Genomic DNA, 12,867 nt, shown 5'->3' with positions numbered 1-12,867 from the left:
TTCGCATAGCGTACGGCTATATATCGGCGCAGGACGAAAACGGAGCAACCACCGGTGCGGATTCGCTTTGACAAGGGGCCTTTGGGGGCCGGGACATGTTTTGACCAGCCGTCGCGCGTTATCCGCGCCGACGACGCAAGTGAGGTGCCTGCAGCCCTCGCCGCGCTGGATGCTGCGCGTGGGGCAGGGTACTGGCTTGCGGGCTATGCGTCTTATGAACTGGGCTATGCGCTGGAACCAAAGCTGGCGGCGTTGATGCCGCAAGAGCGACGTTTGCCTCTGATCTGCTTTGGAGTTTATGAAGCGCCGTCCGTTTCTGGCTCGGCGGGCTGCACGCATCCGCAGGCGGAAAACGAAGCAGGTTTGGAAGGCATCACACCGCGCTGGACTTTTGAACGCTACGCAGAAGCCTTCACCGAGGTGAACCGCAATATCGGCAAGGGGGACATCTATCAGGCCAACCTGACCTTTCCGATTGATGCACAGGCCTATGGCAGCGCTGAGGAGCTTTATGGCGCGCTGCAACACAGGCAGACGGTGGGCTACGGCGTGCTGGTCCAGCAGGACGGGCTGCCCGATCTTCTGTCGCGCTCGCCAGAGCTGTTCTTTCGCACCGACGCGGATGGGACCATTGAAACGCGGCCCATGAAGGGAACCCAGCCCCGCAGCCCGGACCCGCGGGAAGATGCCCGTCGTCGTGACTTTCTGCGTCAGGATGAAAAGAACAGGGCAGAGAACCTCATGATCGTGGATCTCTTGCGCAATGACATTTCCCGGGTCGCCCAGACAGGGTCGGTGCATGTGCCAGAGCTCTTCTGTGTCGAGAGCTATGCAACCGTGCATCAGATGGTTTCTCTGGTGCGGGCAAAGTTGCGGCCAGATGCCGGGCTGGCGGATATCTTTGCTGCGCTGTTTCCCTGTGGCTCAATCACGGGGGCCCCAAAAATCCGGTCGATGCAGATCCTTGCAGAGCTGGAGCCCTGGGCACGCGACATCTATTGCGGCACCATCGGCTGGGCCGGACCAGATGGCGCGTCGGAATTCAATGTCGCAATCCGAACCGTGATGCTGCAAGACGACAGGGCCACGCTCAACGTTGGTGGTGGTGTCGTCTGGGACAGCACCGCAGAGTCCGAATATGAGGAAGCCCTATGGAAAGCCCGCTTTGCCCAGGTGACACCATCCAGAACGATCCCGCTTTCCGCCTGATCGAGACACTGGGCTGGCGTCCCGCCGAGGGCTTTCGCAACAGGGAAGGGCATCTGACCCGCATGGCTCGCAGCGCCGGCGCATTGGGCCTGCGCTTCAACCGCCAACGCGCAGAGCAGATGCTGGACGAGGTGCAGGGCGCAACACCGCTGAGGTGCCGCCTGACGATGGATGCCACCGGCAGTTTTGATTTGACGACCGCGCCACTGACCGGCGCGCCGTCTCTCTGGCGCATCGCCCTGGCAGAGGTGCGGCTTGATCCGGATGACGTCTGGCTGCGGCACAAAACCACCCGCCGCGCGGTCTATGATCGGGCCCGCGCCGAGTTGCGCGAGGGTGTCGACGAGCTGCTGTTTCTCAACACCCGCTCAGAGCTGTGCGAGGGCACAATCACCAATATGTTCGTGACCACGCGCGAGGGCAGGATGCTGACCCCGTCTCTTGGGTGCGGGCTGCTTCCCGGCGTGCTGCGCCAGCATCTGTTGGACAGCGGGCAGGCACAGGAAGCGGTGCTGACAATTGCGGATCTGGAACAGGCAGCCGCGCTTCATATGGGCAATTCCCTGCGGGGGCTGATCCCGGTCCAACTGGCCTGATCTGTGGCCCACGCACGCCCAGCAGCGCTTTTGCACGTCTGACGGGGGCGATTTCGTCCAGTTCGCTTGACAAGCGCGCTGCAACCTTGTGTACCACCGCGGATGAATTCCGCGCCATCTTGGGCGCATCCTCCGATTTGACGGCCCGCCCGGCCTGATGTGCCGGTAGAATGAAAGGTCACCTCATGCACGCTTATCGCAGCCATACCTGCGCCGAACTGAACAAATCCCACGTCGGTGAAACCGTCCGCCTGTCGGGCTGGGTCCACCGCGTGCGCGACCACGGCGGCCTCTTGTTCATCGACCTGCGCGACCACTACGGTGTGACCCAGGTGATGGCGGATCCCGACAGCCCGGTCTTTGCCGAGATCGAAAAGGTCCGCTCTGAATGGTGTATCCGCATCGACGGCACCGTTAAGGCCCGTGACGAAAGCCTCGTGAACCCGAAAATCCCGACCGGCGAAATCGAAGTCTTCATCCGCGACATCGAGTTCCTCGGCCAATCCGAAGAGCTGCCGCTGATGGTCTTTGGCGAGCAGGAATACCCGGAAGAAACCCGCCTGCGCTATCGCTACCTCGATCTGCGCCGCGAGAAGATGCAGAACAACATGCTGCTGCGTTCGAACATGATCCGTTCGATCCGCAACCGGATGTGGGATCAGGGGTTCAACGAATACCAGACCCCGATCATCACGGCCTCGTCTCCCGAAGGCGCGCGCGACTTCCTGGTGCCGTCGCGTCTGCACCCGGGCAAGTTCTATGCGCTGCCGCAGGCGCCGCAGCAGTTCAAGCAGCTGATGATGGTTTCGGGCTTTGACAAGTACTTCCAGATCGCGCCCTGTTTCCGGGACGAAGATCCGCGCGCTGACCGGTCGCCGACCGATTTCTACCAGCTCGACATGGAAATGTCCTTTGTCACCCAGCAGGATGTCTTTGACACGATTGCGCCGGTGATCGCGGGCGTGTTCGAGGAATTTGGCAAGGGCCGCAAGGTCGACGCCGCAGACGAGTGGCCGCAGATCTCTTACAAGGATGCAGCGCTGTGGTACGGCTCTGACAAACCGGATCTGCGCAACCCGATCAAGATGCAGGTGGTCTCGGAACATTTCGCAGGCTCCGGTTTTGCGATTTTTGCCAAGCTGCTGGAGCAGGAAGGCACAGAGATCCGTGCGATCCCGGCACCCACAGGCGGCTCCCGCAAGTTCTGCGACCGTATGAACAAATTTGCCCAAGGCGAAGGCCTGCCGGGCATGGGCTATATCTTCTGGCGTGAAGGTGCGGATGGTATGGAAGCTGCCGGTCCTCTGGCCAAGAACATCGGCCCCGAGCGCACCGAGGCAATCCGCCAGCAACTGGGTCTGGGGGTCGGCGATGCGGCCTTCTTCCTCGGCGGCAAGCCGAAGTCGTTCGAGGCCGTCGCAGGCCGCGCGCGCAACGTCATTGGCGAAGAGCTGGGCCTGATCGACAAGGACCGCTTTGCCTTTGCCTGGATCGTGGATTTCCCGATCTACGAGAAGGACGAAGAAACCGGCAAGATCGACTTCGAGCACAACCCGTTCTCCATGCCTCAGGGCGGCATGGACGCGCTGCTGGCGGATCCGCTGGCGGTCAAGGGCTACCAGTACGATCTGGCTTGTAACGGTTACGAGCTGGTGTCGGGTGCGATCCGGAACCACAAGCCTGAGATCATGTTCAAGGCCTTTGAAATTGCAGGCTATGGCAAGGAAGAAGTCGAAAAGCGCTTTGGCGGCATGGTCAACGCCTTCCAGTACGGCGCCCCGCCGCACGGTGGCTGCGCAGCCGGTATCGACCGCATGGTGATGCTGCTGGCAGATGAGGCCAACATCCGCGAGGTCATCATGTTCCCGATGAACCAGCGCGCCGAAGACCTGATGATGTCGGCACCAAGCGAGCCGATGAACGACCAGCTGATGGAACTTGGCCTGCGCGTCATTCCGCAAGACCAGTAAGGCGGCGAAAACTGCAGCCAGCAATGGCGATCACAGGGCCCGGACATTTGTCCGGGCCTTTTTCATGGGTGACATCCTGGCCATCACTCTCCTTGCGACGGAGATGGCGGAGTTCTGCGTATAACCCGGATAGGCCCTGTGGAGGTGGTGCGATATGCACTAGGATCGGGCCAGGACATCAGAGGATGAGCACGGCAATGCGCTTTGACGGAGAATTGGCTGAAATCCGCTTTGGCTGTGGCTTGTCGCCAAATCACGCGCTTGCAACCGGTCCAGAGGATGTCCTGTCACAACTGGCCGCGCCAGATCTTGCCGCGCAGGCGTGGCCTATTCCGGATTTTGATGGTGCGATGGCAGAGGCGCGCGCCTACATTTCCCTGCGCCAAGAACAGCGAGAAGCGGTTGGTACAGAGGCCTTTGAAGCCAGGAATGTCGCGCTGACGGAACAGCGTGCCCGTCTGCGCGACCTGAGAGCGGACTGGTTCCGCTCTCGGTTGCTGCGGTGCGCCACAAGTGCGCAGCCATTTCGGGAACGGCTGACGCTGTTTTGGGCCGACCATTTCACCGCGCAGGGCAAGGTGCCTGCGCTGCGCTATGCGGCAAGCCCCTATGTCGAAAGCTCCATCCGTCCCAATGTCTCCGGACTGTTCGAGGATCTGTTGATCGCGGCTGTTACCGGCCCGTTGATGCTGCATTATCTGGATCAGCATCGCTCGACCGGGCCCAACAGCCCCCGCGCCAAACGCGTGTCAGACCGTCGGGGTCAGGATATCGGGCTCAATGAAAATCTGGCCCGCGAGGTGCTGGAACTTCACACGCTTGGGGTTGATGGGCCCTACACCCAGCAGGACGTCCGCGAGCTGGCAGAGCTGTTCACCGGATTGGGCTATTCGCTGAAGGATGGGTTTACCTTTCGCCCCGGCTGGGCAGAGCCGGGTGCCGAAACCGTTCTGGGGCAGAGCTATGGAGGCGACAGTGCGCAACTCGAACCCATCCTGAATGCGCTGCGTGATCTGGCCCGCCATCCTGCCACCGCTCAGCACATATCCCGCAAACTGGCGGTGCACTTCGTGTCAGACGCACCAGACCGTCATCTGGTGGCCTATATGGCTGCCCGCTATCAGGAAACCGGTGGTGATCTTTTGGCGGTCTATGCCGCGATGCTGGATCATCCAGAGGCCTGGCAGCCTCAGCTTGCGAATGTCAAACCACCGTTTTCCTATCTCGCCTCTGCCTGCCGGGCGCTTGCAATCCCGCCCGCGGCGTTAGGTGGCCTCAGCCGTGGCCAGATCAATCGCTTTTTCCTCAGGCCGATGCAGGCGATGGGACAGCGATGGGAGTTCGCGGGCGGGCCAGACGGCTGGGCAGAGGCGGATGCGGCCTGGATCACACCGCAGGCGTTGGCGGAGCGGATCCGTTGGTCAATGGACGTGCCTGCGCGATTGCTGAGAACACTTCCAGATCCGCAGCAGGCGGCAGATCAGGCTTTGGGTGCCCGGCAGGATGCACGGCTGAGGTTCGTCGTCTCTGCTGCGGAAACCGAACGCGAGGCCCTTGGTCTCATCCTGACATCACCAGCATTTCAGCGGCGCTGAGACGGGGGCGGAGATGAACCAACATAAATCAGACCAAGAGGCGCCAATGCCTGCGCGGACCTACAGCAGGCGGACGTTTCTTGCCCGCAGTGGCCTCATTGGCTGTTCGCTGGCCGCCAGCCCATTGCTGACGCCGGTCAGCTTTGCCGCCGCGCCGTGGGACAACCGGCTGGTGGTGATCATTCTGCGCGGTGGCATGGATGCGCTGGACGTGATCCAGCCCTATGGGGATCCTGCCTATGCCGGGTTGCGCCCCAGTCTTGCGGGCGGGCCGGGAAACGGGGGGCTGGATCTTGACGGGTATTTCTCCCTTCATCCCGCTCTTGCCCCGCTGATGCCGCTTTGGCAGGCGGGAGAGCTGGGCTTTGTTCATGCGGTTTCCACGCCCTATCGGAACAAGCGCAGCCATTTTGATGGGCAGGATCTGCTGGAAGCAGGCACCCCTGGCTTGCACCAGCGCCGCGATGGCTGGTTGAACCGGTTGCTGCAGGTGACGCCGGGCGTGGAGGCGCGCACCGCATTTGCAATCGGTCAGGGCGAGATGAAGCTGCTGCAGGGCCCGGCGCCGGTGTCGGATTGGTCACCGGATGCGCAACTGGCGCTTAGCCCGCAGGCAGAACGGCTGGCCAGCCTGATGATGGAAGATGATCCACTGTTTCACGCCGCGCTGTCAGAAGCGCTGGACCTTGCCCGCGATGGTGCGCCTTCGCCGTTGGGCGGGGAAAAACGTCCTGCCGCGCATCGGCGGATCGCAGATTACGCAGCGCAGCAGCTGCGACAGGATAGCCGCATCGCGGCATTTTCGATCAATGGCTGGGATACCCACAACCGGCAGTCCGGGGCATTGCGCCGCAGTCTTGGTCGGCTGTCAGATACGATCCTGACTCTGCAGGCCGGGCTTGGCACGGCGATTTGGCGCAAGACCACGATTGTTGCGATGACCGAGTTCGGCCGCACCGTGCGCGAGAACGGAACTGGGGGGACGGACCATGGCACCGGCGGCGCTATGGTACTGGCTGGAGGGGCCATTGCAGGTGGCCGCGTTCTGGGCCAGTGGCCCGGCCTTGACGAGGCGGCGCTGTTTGATCGCCGCGATCTCATGCCGACCGGGGATGTGCGGGCCTATATGGGCTGGATCCTGAATGCGATGGCCCAGACCAACCGTGCCGATATTCGCGATGTGATCTTTCCGGGCGTGGATCTTGGCAGGGATCCGGGCATCGTCCGTGCTTAGATCATGCCGCTTTTGCGGAGAACGTGGTGGTCAGGGCTGGGTGGCCAGCACCGTCAGCGATCCGAACGGTCCAGAATGACCAATGTGGTGCCATCACGCTCGCGGTTGCGGCGAATTTCGCGCGCCGAAAACCGGGCCTGCACATAAAGAACAATCCCCAAGGTGGCCGAGGCGACCAGCAGAGCTTCTATCATTTAGATGGCAACTTTCTGTTTCAGACGTTCCTGCACGAGCCCGGCGATACGTGCGGTCACAGCGGCGACCGGGCGGCCCGTGCTGCGGGCATCTGCCAGCTCGTCTGCCGCTCCCGCGAGGCTGCTGTCACCGACACTGCGGGCGACCCCGCCGAGGAACTGGGCAACATAATCAAGCGTCTTGGTGTCCTCTGCCTCGTTCAGCACTTCTGCGGCATGGGACATGTCGTCCTGAAAGGCGAGGAGATCAGGCTCGATCACCTCATCGCTCAACTCGCGCGGGCCAGACATTTGGCGATCGGCAGGCAGGCGCGACAGTATGGCGGACTGGAATTCGGCAAGGGATGTGATGGGCTTGGGCAGGAAGCCATCGGCGCCAGCCTCCATCGCCATGGGTTCAGCGTTTTCATCGCCCGAAGTCCCCAGGATCACGCCAACCCGGGGGCTGCTCTCGGCGACGGCGCGGATCAGATCGGCCCCCGACCCATCCGGCAGGCCAAGATCGGCAATGACAACAGAGGGGCGATAGACCTTCAAGTGGCGATAGGCTGACTTCAGGCAGTCGGCGCGTCGGATGCGGGCACCACTGCGCAGGCACAACAGGCGCATCGCCTCACAGGCGTAGCGACTGTCTTCCACAACAAGGATTGTCAGCCCCAATAATGGCCGCTTGGTGGTGGGCAAGCGGTGGGCGGCAGCGAAAAGTTCCGAATCGTCCATGGCTAAGGCTCCTACTGGATAGGCCTCAACGCTATGGAATCGAGGCTAACACGTGGTTAACAGTGCGAACGCGCGTTCCGGCCCCTGTTTTTCAGCGCTCTGGTGTCCGCAGCGTCATGGGATCCGCGCGGATTGGCGCACTTGCCCGAGCAAGGGGGCTGGCTGATAACATCGGCAAAACACATCAACAGGAGAGACCTCACATGATTGGCCGCCTCAACCACGTTGCCATTGCCGTGCCCGATCTGGATGCCGCATCCGCCCAGTACAAGAACACTCTTGGCGCCAATGTCGGCGCCCCTCAGGATGAGCCCGATCATGGCGTGACAGTTGTCTTTATCGAACTGCCCAACACCAAGATCGAACTGCTCTACCCCTTGGGCGACAATTCTCCGATTGCAGGGTTCCTGGAAAAGAACCCCGCCGGCGGCATCCATCACATCTGTTACGAGGTCGACGACATCCTGGCTGCTCGTGACAAACTGAAGGCAGAGGGCGCCCGTGTTCTGGGGTCCGGTGAGCCCAAGATCGGCGCACATGGAAAACCGGTTCTTTTCCTTCATCCGAAGGATTTCAACGGCTGCCTGGTGGAATTGGAGCAGGTTTAACTCTATCTGCATGTCCAAGGCCCGGACGCATTTGTCCGGGCAGGACTGACGGCACGATCCAAGAGGGCGAGAGACATGGGCGTTACATCCGGTTTGGTACTTTATGCAGTGATCTGGTTCATGACCTTCCTGATCGTGATCCCGATCCGTCTGGAAACCCAGGGCGACCGGGGTGAGATCGTGCCGGGCACCCATGCTGGCGCGCCAGAGCACCATTATCTGAAGCAAAAGGCCTGGATCACGACGCTGGCGGCAGCCGTTATCTGGGGCATCCTTGCCACCATCATCCTGGGCGGCTGGATCACGGTGAATGACTTTGACTGGTTTGACCGTCTGCCTGATCCTGAGTGATCTGCAGCTCTGAGACATGAAAAAGGCGGGCCCGATGCCCGCCTTTTTTGTTGTCACGACCCGCTTGGGCCATTCGTTCACGCCGCGCGGGCAGCCAGCCTGTGGAACAGATGGGTGAAGGTCGCCGCGCCAATGATCGGAATCACCAGGTTCACAAGGGGGATCGACAGGGGCATCGCCATCAGCACCCCCGCCAGCCAGACCGAACCCATATGTTTGCGGCGCAGGCGGCGCGCTTCTGGCATGCCGACCCGGCGTGCCGCCGCAAGAGTGAAATATTCCCGGCCGAGCAAAAACCCGTTCAAACCCCAGAAGATGAACAGCGCAAAGGGCGGCAAAGCCAGATACAGCACCAGCGCCAGGATGTTGGCGCCAATCAGAACGCCGAGGAAATTCACCGTATCGCGCACCCCATCCCAAAAGGCTGTTTTCTGTGCAGGGGGCAGGGCGGGGTAATGCCGGTCCTCAACGGCTTGGGCAACGTCATCAAGAAACAGCGACGTCATCGCCGAGGCCACAGGGACCATCAGGAACACTGACAGCCCCAACATCAGGAAGACAGACGCCACTGACAGGATGTTGTCCACCCATGTGACTTGCCCGATCAGGGGCAGCGTCATTTCCGGCCCAACCAGCCATTGAACCAGCACCACAACCAGCACATAGGCGGCCACCAGCAGGCCGAACGTCAGCCCGATCCCGCGAAACAACACCTGACGAAAGCGTGGATCGCCCGTTTGGCCGAGCGCCTTGAAAAAATCGTTCAGGATCATGTTTCTATCCATGTTGTGATGGCGGCTAGATCAGGGCGGGGCCGCTCTGGCGGCACGTTGCCTTCGGTTGCGATATGGATCAGTCCCGCGATGCGTTCATTTTCGGCCAGATCAAAAGCCTCGCGGCAGAAAATAGGGTCGTGGCTGGCCCAGCCGGACAGCCAGTTTGCCCCCCAGCCCGCGGCCAATGCGGCATTCAAGAGCGCCAGACAGACCGCGCCCGCAGAATAGCTTTGTTCGATGGGGGGGATCTTGGGGCTGTCTTTCTGAATTTCGACCACCACCACCGCAAGCTGGCCCAGTTCAAATTGCGTGCGCGCCTTGGCAATGTCCTCTGGCGATTTCTGCAGACGTTCCCCGGTCTTGGTGGTGAGATCGGCAAGGCGCGCCATTGCGCCACGTTCCACGACGATAAAGCGCCAGGGCTCCAGCTTGCCGTGATCCGGCGTGCGCGCTGCAGCCTGTAGCAGCGGCATCAGCTCGTCGCGGCTTGGCGCCGGGGCAATCAGCGTCTTTGCAGGCCGAGAGCGGCGGGACTGAAGAAAGGCAAGAGCGGCGTCGTTGCGTTCGGGCATATGTGAAACCTTTTTACATCACGTTCCCTATCTCGGAGGGAAGCAGCGGTTTTTCAAGTGGAGCCAACCAAAATGGCCGGTCTTGTGCTGGCTGGGTCAGCCCTTGTCAGGGATCAGCGGGCAAAGTCGGAAAGGGGGATATCCTGCACAGGGGCCGAAAGTCTATGGATTTCCGGGGGCGCTTGGGCCAATAGGCGGGGATGGGGAAGCCAAAACAGAAAGACCTGCCCGATCTCAGCGACCTTGCCGAGGCGGGCAAGGACATCCTGGTTCGTGTGACGCCAAAGGCGGCGCGCGACAGTGTTCAGCGGACTAGTGGTGACAGCGGCGAACTGGTCCTGAAGATCACCACCACAACCGCGCCGGAGAATGGCAAGGCAACCGAGGCTGTGCGCAAACTGCTCGCAACAGCCATGAGGGTGGCGCCTCGGGATCTTGTGCTGCTGCGCGGAGCGACCTCGCGGGAAAAGCTCTTTGGATACCGGCCTTGACGACGCGGTCGCTTGGTCTGGCTGTCAGCTGCCGGGTTTTACCTCTTCCCCGCCTTCGCCGTCGCGAGCAAATCGGTAGACCCCCTCAGGAAGGTCAAGCGCAGCGGCAAGATCGCGGATCTGATTGTGCGACAGGGTGATCATCTGGACCTCATCGGTGCGGGGGTCCAGCTGTTCAACCGTGACGCACTCTGCAAAAACATTGATGGAGACATCTTCCATCAACAGCTCGGCCTCGTCATCAACAAGCGTGATCACCGTGGCGTCGAATTCATGTTCGATGGTAAACATATCCCCAGCTTGCACCCCATTTTGACGGCTGGCAAGAGGGCAACGGCTTCACGCGAACTTGTGCCGCTGCGCCGGGGATCGTCTGCCATGTGATTGATCCTGCGCCTTTGTGGCGCATATTATGGGACAAACCACGTCGAGGAGACATCATGCGCAAGCTGTTGCTGTTGTTGGGATTTGCCGTTGCGGGCTGCAACATGTCGGTTGATACCGGGCCGGTATCCGCGCCGCCGGTCCGCTCTGGTCCGGTAGAGGGAATGTCTCCGGCGGAGGCCAATAGCGCCTTTGCCGCTGTCACCCGGGCTGTCGAACCTGTTTCAGAGCAGGAATGCCGCGCGCGCACACAGGGTTTGAACTGTGATTTCCTGATCCGCATTGACCCCGATCCGAACGCGCCTCCCAACGCGTATCAGAGCCTCAATCGGTCCGGGCGGCCCGTGATCACCTTTACCCGCGCCATGTTGGGGCAGATTGCAAACCGGGATGAGCTGGCGTTTGTCATGTCCCATGAAGCCGCCCATCACATCCGTGGGCATCTGGCGCGCAAACAGCAAAGCGCTGTCGCGGGCTCTATCCTGCTGGCTGGTCTGGCCAGCGCGACCGGGGCGAGCAATGCAGGCATTGCCCGCGCGCAGGATATCGGGGCCATTGTCGGCGCGCGCACCTATTCCAAGGATTTCGAGCTTGAGGCGGACGAGTTGGGCACGATCATCACCCACAAGGCGGGCTATCGTCCCAGTGTTGGTGTGCGTTTCTTCAACCGTTTGCCGGATCCTGGCGATCGCTTCCTTGGCTCACACCCCGCCAATCCGGACCGGGTGCGCATCGTAAATGAAACGATCAGACGGTATAATCTCAATTGACCCGAACTCCTGATGAGGCCGTCGCCTCGCTCCGCCAGATGGGTGTGATCCTCACCGACCGGGGATCGCGCTATGCGGTCAGTGGCGCGCAGGTCACCAGCCGCGAGGAGGTTGACGCGGTGCTCGCCGCGCTCAAGACCGACCGCGCCTATGCCAAAGCCACCCACAACACCTGGGCCGCTCAGCTGCCAACCGGCGGGCTGAAGGCCGACGATGGAGAGAGCGGCGCCGGCATGGTGATCCTGCGGATGATGGAGCGGGACGGGCTGAAGGATCATGTGATCATTGTGACCCGCTGGTATGGCGGCAAAAAGCTGGGCGGCGACCGGTTTCGCCGCGTCCAGGATGCTGTCCGCGCTTATGTCGATGAAATTAAAAAATAATTCCTGATGCCCCTGGTTGCCCTAGGGGCATTTGATCTGTGTCAATTTCGGTGATGCCTCACACGTCTAAGCTGCACCTGGAATAAATGATTCTGGGGAAAGCGCGATGACCACTCAGGCAACACTCAAAACCCATGCGGCCCTGTTTGATCAGATGGCCCAGACCGTGGGGCTTGATCTGCAGGAAGAGGCAATCTCTGGCAATTTGCGCTTTGATGAGATCAGCGAGGCGGTTCTGCGTTGCACCCGATGTGGTGGCGTCGGTGCCTGCCGCAAGTGGATGGAGCAAGGCGCGCGACCTGGGGCTGAGGCTCCGGATTTCTGCCGCAATCGCGATCTTCTGTCCTTTCTGAACGAAGGCCAGTCCTGAGGGCCCGCGTGGCTTTCCAGAATCGCCAAGGAGATTTGACATGCAAACATTGGGGGATCCCCTCCGACATCTGCGGCTGATGGCGCGGATGGGGAAGGTCGTTGGCGCCGATCTGAGCGCTTCTTTCGCGGCCGGAGATTTTGACCAACAGGACTGGGCTGCGATGATCACCCGCTGCCGTGGGTGTAGTGAAGTGCACCGCTGCGAGCGGTTTCTGGCCGCTCATGAGCAGACAGACAGCCCACGCAGCATGGCCCCGATGGAAGGGTGCCGAAACGCGGCAAGGCTCACTGCGCTGCGGGACCGCGTGGCATGAAAGACCTCGCTTATGAGAGCGAGCATCTCGGTGATCTTTTCCGGCATCTGTGGCTATTGCAGACCGTGGCAAAGGCTGCGGGCATCGACCTTAGCGCGGCCCTTCGCAGCGGAGAGTTGAGTCATCTCGATTATGCCAAGCTGGTGACGCGCTGCCGCAGTGGCGGTTGCAGCAATGCCTGCGCGCTGTGGTCATCGGCGCGCAAGCCGGGGGAGGGGCCAGCAGTCCCCGATTTCTGCCCAAGTGCGCAGACCCTGAAACGTCTCATGCCCTGATCCAGACGGGCATTCCGCGCATTACACACTGACAGGCGCTCCTTGCAGGGGCG

General features: G+C 61.3%; 18 protein-coding genes. 13 read left to right on the top strand and 5 right to left on the bottom strand.

Going from position 1 to position 12,867, the window contains the following annotated elements; all coding sequences use genetic code 11:
• Positions 1–54: 54 nt before the first annotated feature.
• The 5 genes from NIT7645_RS18710 to NIT7645_RS18690 all read left to right on the top strand — a co-directional run bounded on the left by NIT7645_RS18710 (position 55) and on the right by NIT7645_RS18690 (position 6,604).
• Positions 55–1,209, top strand: a complete 1,155-nt coding sequence (locus NIT7645_RS18710; RefSeq protein ID WP_008559876.1) for an aminodeoxychorismate synthase component I — start codon at positions 55–57, stop codon at positions 1,207–1,209.
• Complete coding sequence (locus NIT7645_RS18705; RefSeq protein ID WP_037302722.1) at positions 1,152–1,805, top strand: aminotransferase class IV family protein; 654 nt, start codon at positions 1,152–1,154, stop codon at positions 1,803–1,805. Before NIT7645_RS18710 ends, NIT7645_RS18705 begins: the two co-directional genes overlap by 58 nt.
• Positions 1,806–1,990: 185 nt before the next feature.
• Positions 1,991–3,775, top strand: coding sequence for an aspartate--tRNA ligase (gene aspS / locus NIT7645_RS18700; protein WP_008560782.1), 1,785 nt, complete (start codon positions 1,991–1,993; stop codon positions 3,773–3,775).
• 197 nt (positions 3,776–3,972) lie between these two features.
• Positions 3,973–5,370, top strand: coding sequence for a DUF1800 domain-containing protein (locus NIT7645_RS18695; RefSeq protein WP_008560109.1), 1,398 nt, complete (start codon positions 3,973–3,975; stop codon positions 5,368–5,370).
• A 46-nt stretch (positions 5,371–5,416) separates the two neighbouring features.
• Complete coding sequence (locus NIT7645_RS18690) at positions 5,417–6,604, top strand: DUF1501 domain-containing protein (RefSeq protein ID WP_008561435.1); 1,188 nt, start codon at positions 5,417–5,419, stop codon at positions 6,602–6,604.
• A 53-nt stretch (positions 6,605–6,657) separates the two neighbouring features.
• On the opposite strand, the gene NIT7645_RS19570 is transcribed toward NIT7645_RS18690, so the two are convergent.
• Together NIT7645_RS19570 and NIT7645_RS18685 are read right to left on the bottom strand one after the other, a co-directional pair.
• Complete coding sequence (locus NIT7645_RS19570) at positions 6,658–6,798, bottom strand: hypothetical protein (RefSeq protein WP_159420194.1); 141 nt, start codon at positions 6,796–6,798, stop codon at positions 6,658–6,660.
• The gene (locus NIT7645_RS18685) at positions 6,799–7,518 is read right to left on the bottom strand and encodes a response regulator (protein ID WP_037302122.1); all 720 of its coding nucleotides are present in this window, start codon (positions 7,516–7,518) and stop codon (positions 6,799–6,801) included. It abuts the gene before it with no gap.
• A gap of 203 nt (positions 7,519–7,721) precedes the next feature.
• Between NIT7645_RS18685 and mce the strand changes: the two genes are divergently transcribed.
• Positions 7,722–8,126, top strand: coding sequence for a methylmalonyl-CoA epimerase (gene mce / locus NIT7645_RS18680; protein WP_008560974.1), 405 nt, complete (start codon positions 7,722–7,724; stop codon positions 8,124–8,126).
• A gap of 75 nt (positions 8,127–8,201) precedes the next feature.
• A complete protein-coding gene (locus NIT7645_RS18675; RefSeq protein WP_008561927.1) occupies positions 8,202–8,477 on the top strand; it encodes a DUF1467 family protein in 276 nt (91 codons plus the stop codon).
• Positions 8,478–8,554: 77 nt separating this feature from the next.
• Here the strand turns inward: NIT7645_RS18675 and NIT7645_RS18670 are convergent, their stop codons facing one another.
• Together NIT7645_RS18670 and NIT7645_RS18665 are read right to left on the bottom strand one after the other, a co-directional pair.
• The gene (locus NIT7645_RS18670) at positions 8,555–9,250 is read right to left on the bottom strand and encodes an EI24 domain-containing protein (protein ID WP_050687785.1); all 696 of its coding nucleotides are present in this window, start codon (positions 9,248–9,250) and stop codon (positions 8,555–8,557) included.
• Positions 9,247–9,825 carry a nitroreductase family protein gene (locus NIT7645_RS18665; RefSeq protein ID WP_008561654.1) on the bottom strand — a complete coding sequence of 193 codons (579 nt, stop codon included), beginning with the start codon at positions 9,823–9,825 and terminating at the stop codon, positions 9,247–9,249. The genes NIT7645_RS18670 and NIT7645_RS18665 overlap by 4 nt, the downstream gene beginning before the upstream one ends.
• 200 nt (positions 9,826–10,025) lie before the next feature.
• Here NIT7645_RS18665 and NIT7645_RS18660 point away from each other — a divergent pair, with 200 nt between their 5' ends.
• A complete protein-coding gene (locus NIT7645_RS18660) occupies positions 10,026–10,316 on the top strand; it encodes a DUF167 domain-containing protein (protein ID WP_008559973.1) in 291 nt (96 codons plus the stop codon).
• 24 nt (positions 10,317–10,340) lie between these two features.
• Here NIT7645_RS18660 and NIT7645_RS18655 read toward each other — a convergent pair whose 3' ends face one another.
• Complete coding sequence (locus tag NIT7645_RS18655; RefSeq protein ID WP_008559699.1) at positions 10,341–10,607, bottom strand: DUF8831 family protein; 267 nt, start codon at positions 10,605–10,607, stop codon at positions 10,341–10,343.
• 149 nt (positions 10,608–10,756) lie between these two features.
• On the opposite strand from NIT7645_RS18655, the gene NIT7645_RS18650 reads away from it, so the two are divergent.
• The 5 genes from NIT7645_RS18650 (at position 10,757) to NIT7645_RS18630 (ending at position 12,814) form a co-directional block, all read left to right on the top strand.
• Complete coding sequence (locus NIT7645_RS18650) at positions 10,757–11,470, top strand: M48 family metalloprotease (RefSeq protein WP_008561203.1); 714 nt, start codon at positions 10,757–10,759, stop codon at positions 11,468–11,470.
• Between the two features lie 38 nt (positions 11,471–11,508).
• Positions 11,509–11,853 (top strand): YigZ family protein, encoded by a 345-nt coding sequence (locus NIT7645_RS18645; protein WP_008562351.1) that lies wholly within the window; start codon positions 11,509–11,511, stop codon positions 11,851–11,853.
• Between the two features lie 106 nt (positions 11,854–11,959).
• On the top strand, positions 11,960–12,223 hold the full coding sequence (locus tag NIT7645_RS18640) for a DUF6455 family protein (protein WP_008559230.1): 264 nt from the start codon (positions 11,960–11,962) through the stop codon (positions 12,221–12,223).
• 40 nt (positions 12,224–12,263) lie between these two features.
• Positions 12,264–12,539, top strand: a complete 276-nt coding sequence (locus NIT7645_RS18635; RefSeq protein ID WP_008563259.1) for a DUF6455 family protein — start codon at positions 12,264–12,266, stop codon at positions 12,537–12,539.
• Positions 12,536–12,814 (top strand): DUF6455 family protein, encoded by a 279-nt coding sequence (locus tag NIT7645_RS18630; protein ID WP_008558849.1) that lies wholly within the window; start codon positions 12,536–12,538, stop codon positions 12,812–12,814. The genes NIT7645_RS18635 and NIT7645_RS18630 overlap by 4 nt, the downstream gene beginning before the upstream one ends.
• Positions 12,815–12,867: the final 53 nt, after the last annotated feature.

It is taken from the genome of Phaeobacter italicus (genome assembly GCF_001258055.1).
Classification (GTDB): Bacteria; Pseudomonadota; Alphaproteobacteria; order Rhodobacterales; family Rhodobacteraceae; genus Phaeobacter; species Phaeobacter italicus.
Note: the sequence above shows the minus strand (reverse complement) of the source record. Positions and strands in the feature narration are given on the sequence as shown.

What these genes read in the sequence shown, in the direction of transcription:
- NIT7645_RS18640 (WP_008559230.1), top strand. Translation starts at nt 11,960, where the DNA reads ATGACCACTCAGGCAACACTCAAAACCCATGCGGCCCTGTTTGATCAG.
- NIT7645_RS18635 (WP_008563259.1), top strand. Translation starts at nt 12,264, where the DNA reads ATGCAAACATTGGGGGATCCCCTCCGACATCTGCGGCTGATGGCGCGG.
- NIT7645_RS18675 (WP_008561927.1), top strand. Translation starts at nt 8,202, where the DNA reads ATGGGCGTTACATCCGGTTTGGTACTTTATGCAGTGATCTGGTTCATG.
- NIT7645_RS18660 (WP_008559973.1), top strand. Translation starts at nt 10,026, where the DNA reads ATGGGGAAGCCAAAACAGAAAGACCTGCCCGATCTCAGCGACCTTGCC.
- NIT7645_RS18685 (WP_037302122.1), bottom strand. Translation starts at nt 7,518, where the DNA reads ATGGACGATTCGGAACTTTTCGCTGCCGCCCACCGCTTGCCCACCACC.
- NIT7645_RS18705 (WP_037302722.1), top strand. Translation starts at nt 1,152, where the DNA reads ATGGAAAGCCCGCTTTGCCCAGGTGACACCATCCAGAACGATCCCGCT.
- mce (WP_008560974.1), top strand. Translation starts at nt 7,722, where the DNA reads ATGATTGGCCGCCTCAACCACGTTGCCATTGCCGTGCCCGATCTGGAT.
- aspS (WP_008560782.1), top strand. Translation starts at nt 1,991, where the DNA reads ATGCACGCTTATCGCAGCCATACCTGCGCCGAACTGAACAAATCCCAC.
- NIT7645_RS18655 (WP_008559699.1), bottom strand. Translation starts at nt 10,607, where the DNA reads ATGTTTACCATCGAACATGAATTCGACGCCACGGTGATCACGCTTGTT.
- NIT7645_RS18665 (WP_008561654.1), bottom strand. Translation starts at nt 9,825, where the DNA reads ATGCCCGAACGCAACGACGCCGCTCTTGCCTTTCTTCAGTCCCGCCGC.
- NIT7645_RS18670 (WP_050687785.1), bottom strand. Translation starts at nt 9,250, where the DNA reads ATGATCCTGAACGATTTTTTCAAGGCGCTCGGCCAAACGGGCGATCCA.
- NIT7645_RS18650 (WP_008561203.1), top strand. Translation starts at nt 10,757, where the DNA reads ATGCGCAAGCTGTTGCTGTTGTTGGGATTTGCCGTTGCGGGCTGCAAC.
- NIT7645_RS19570 (WP_159420194.1), bottom strand. Translation starts at nt 6,798, where the DNA reads ATGATAGAAGCTCTGCTGGTCGCCTCGGCCACCTTGGGGATTGTTCTT.
- NIT7645_RS18630 (WP_008558849.1), top strand. Translation starts at nt 12,536, where the DNA reads ATGAAAGACCTCGCTTATGAGAGCGAGCATCTCGGTGATCTTTTCCGG.
- NIT7645_RS18695 (WP_008560109.1), top strand. Translation starts at nt 3,973, where the DNA reads ATGCGCTTTGACGGAGAATTGGCTGAAATCCGCTTTGGCTGTGGCTTG.
- NIT7645_RS18645 (WP_008562351.1), top strand. Translation starts at nt 11,509, where the DNA reads ATGGGTGTGATCCTCACCGACCGGGGATCGCGCTATGCGGTCAGTGGC.
- NIT7645_RS18690 (WP_008561435.1), top strand. Translation starts at nt 5,417, where the DNA reads ATGCCTGCGCGGACCTACAGCAGGCGGACGTTTCTTGCCCGCAGTGGC.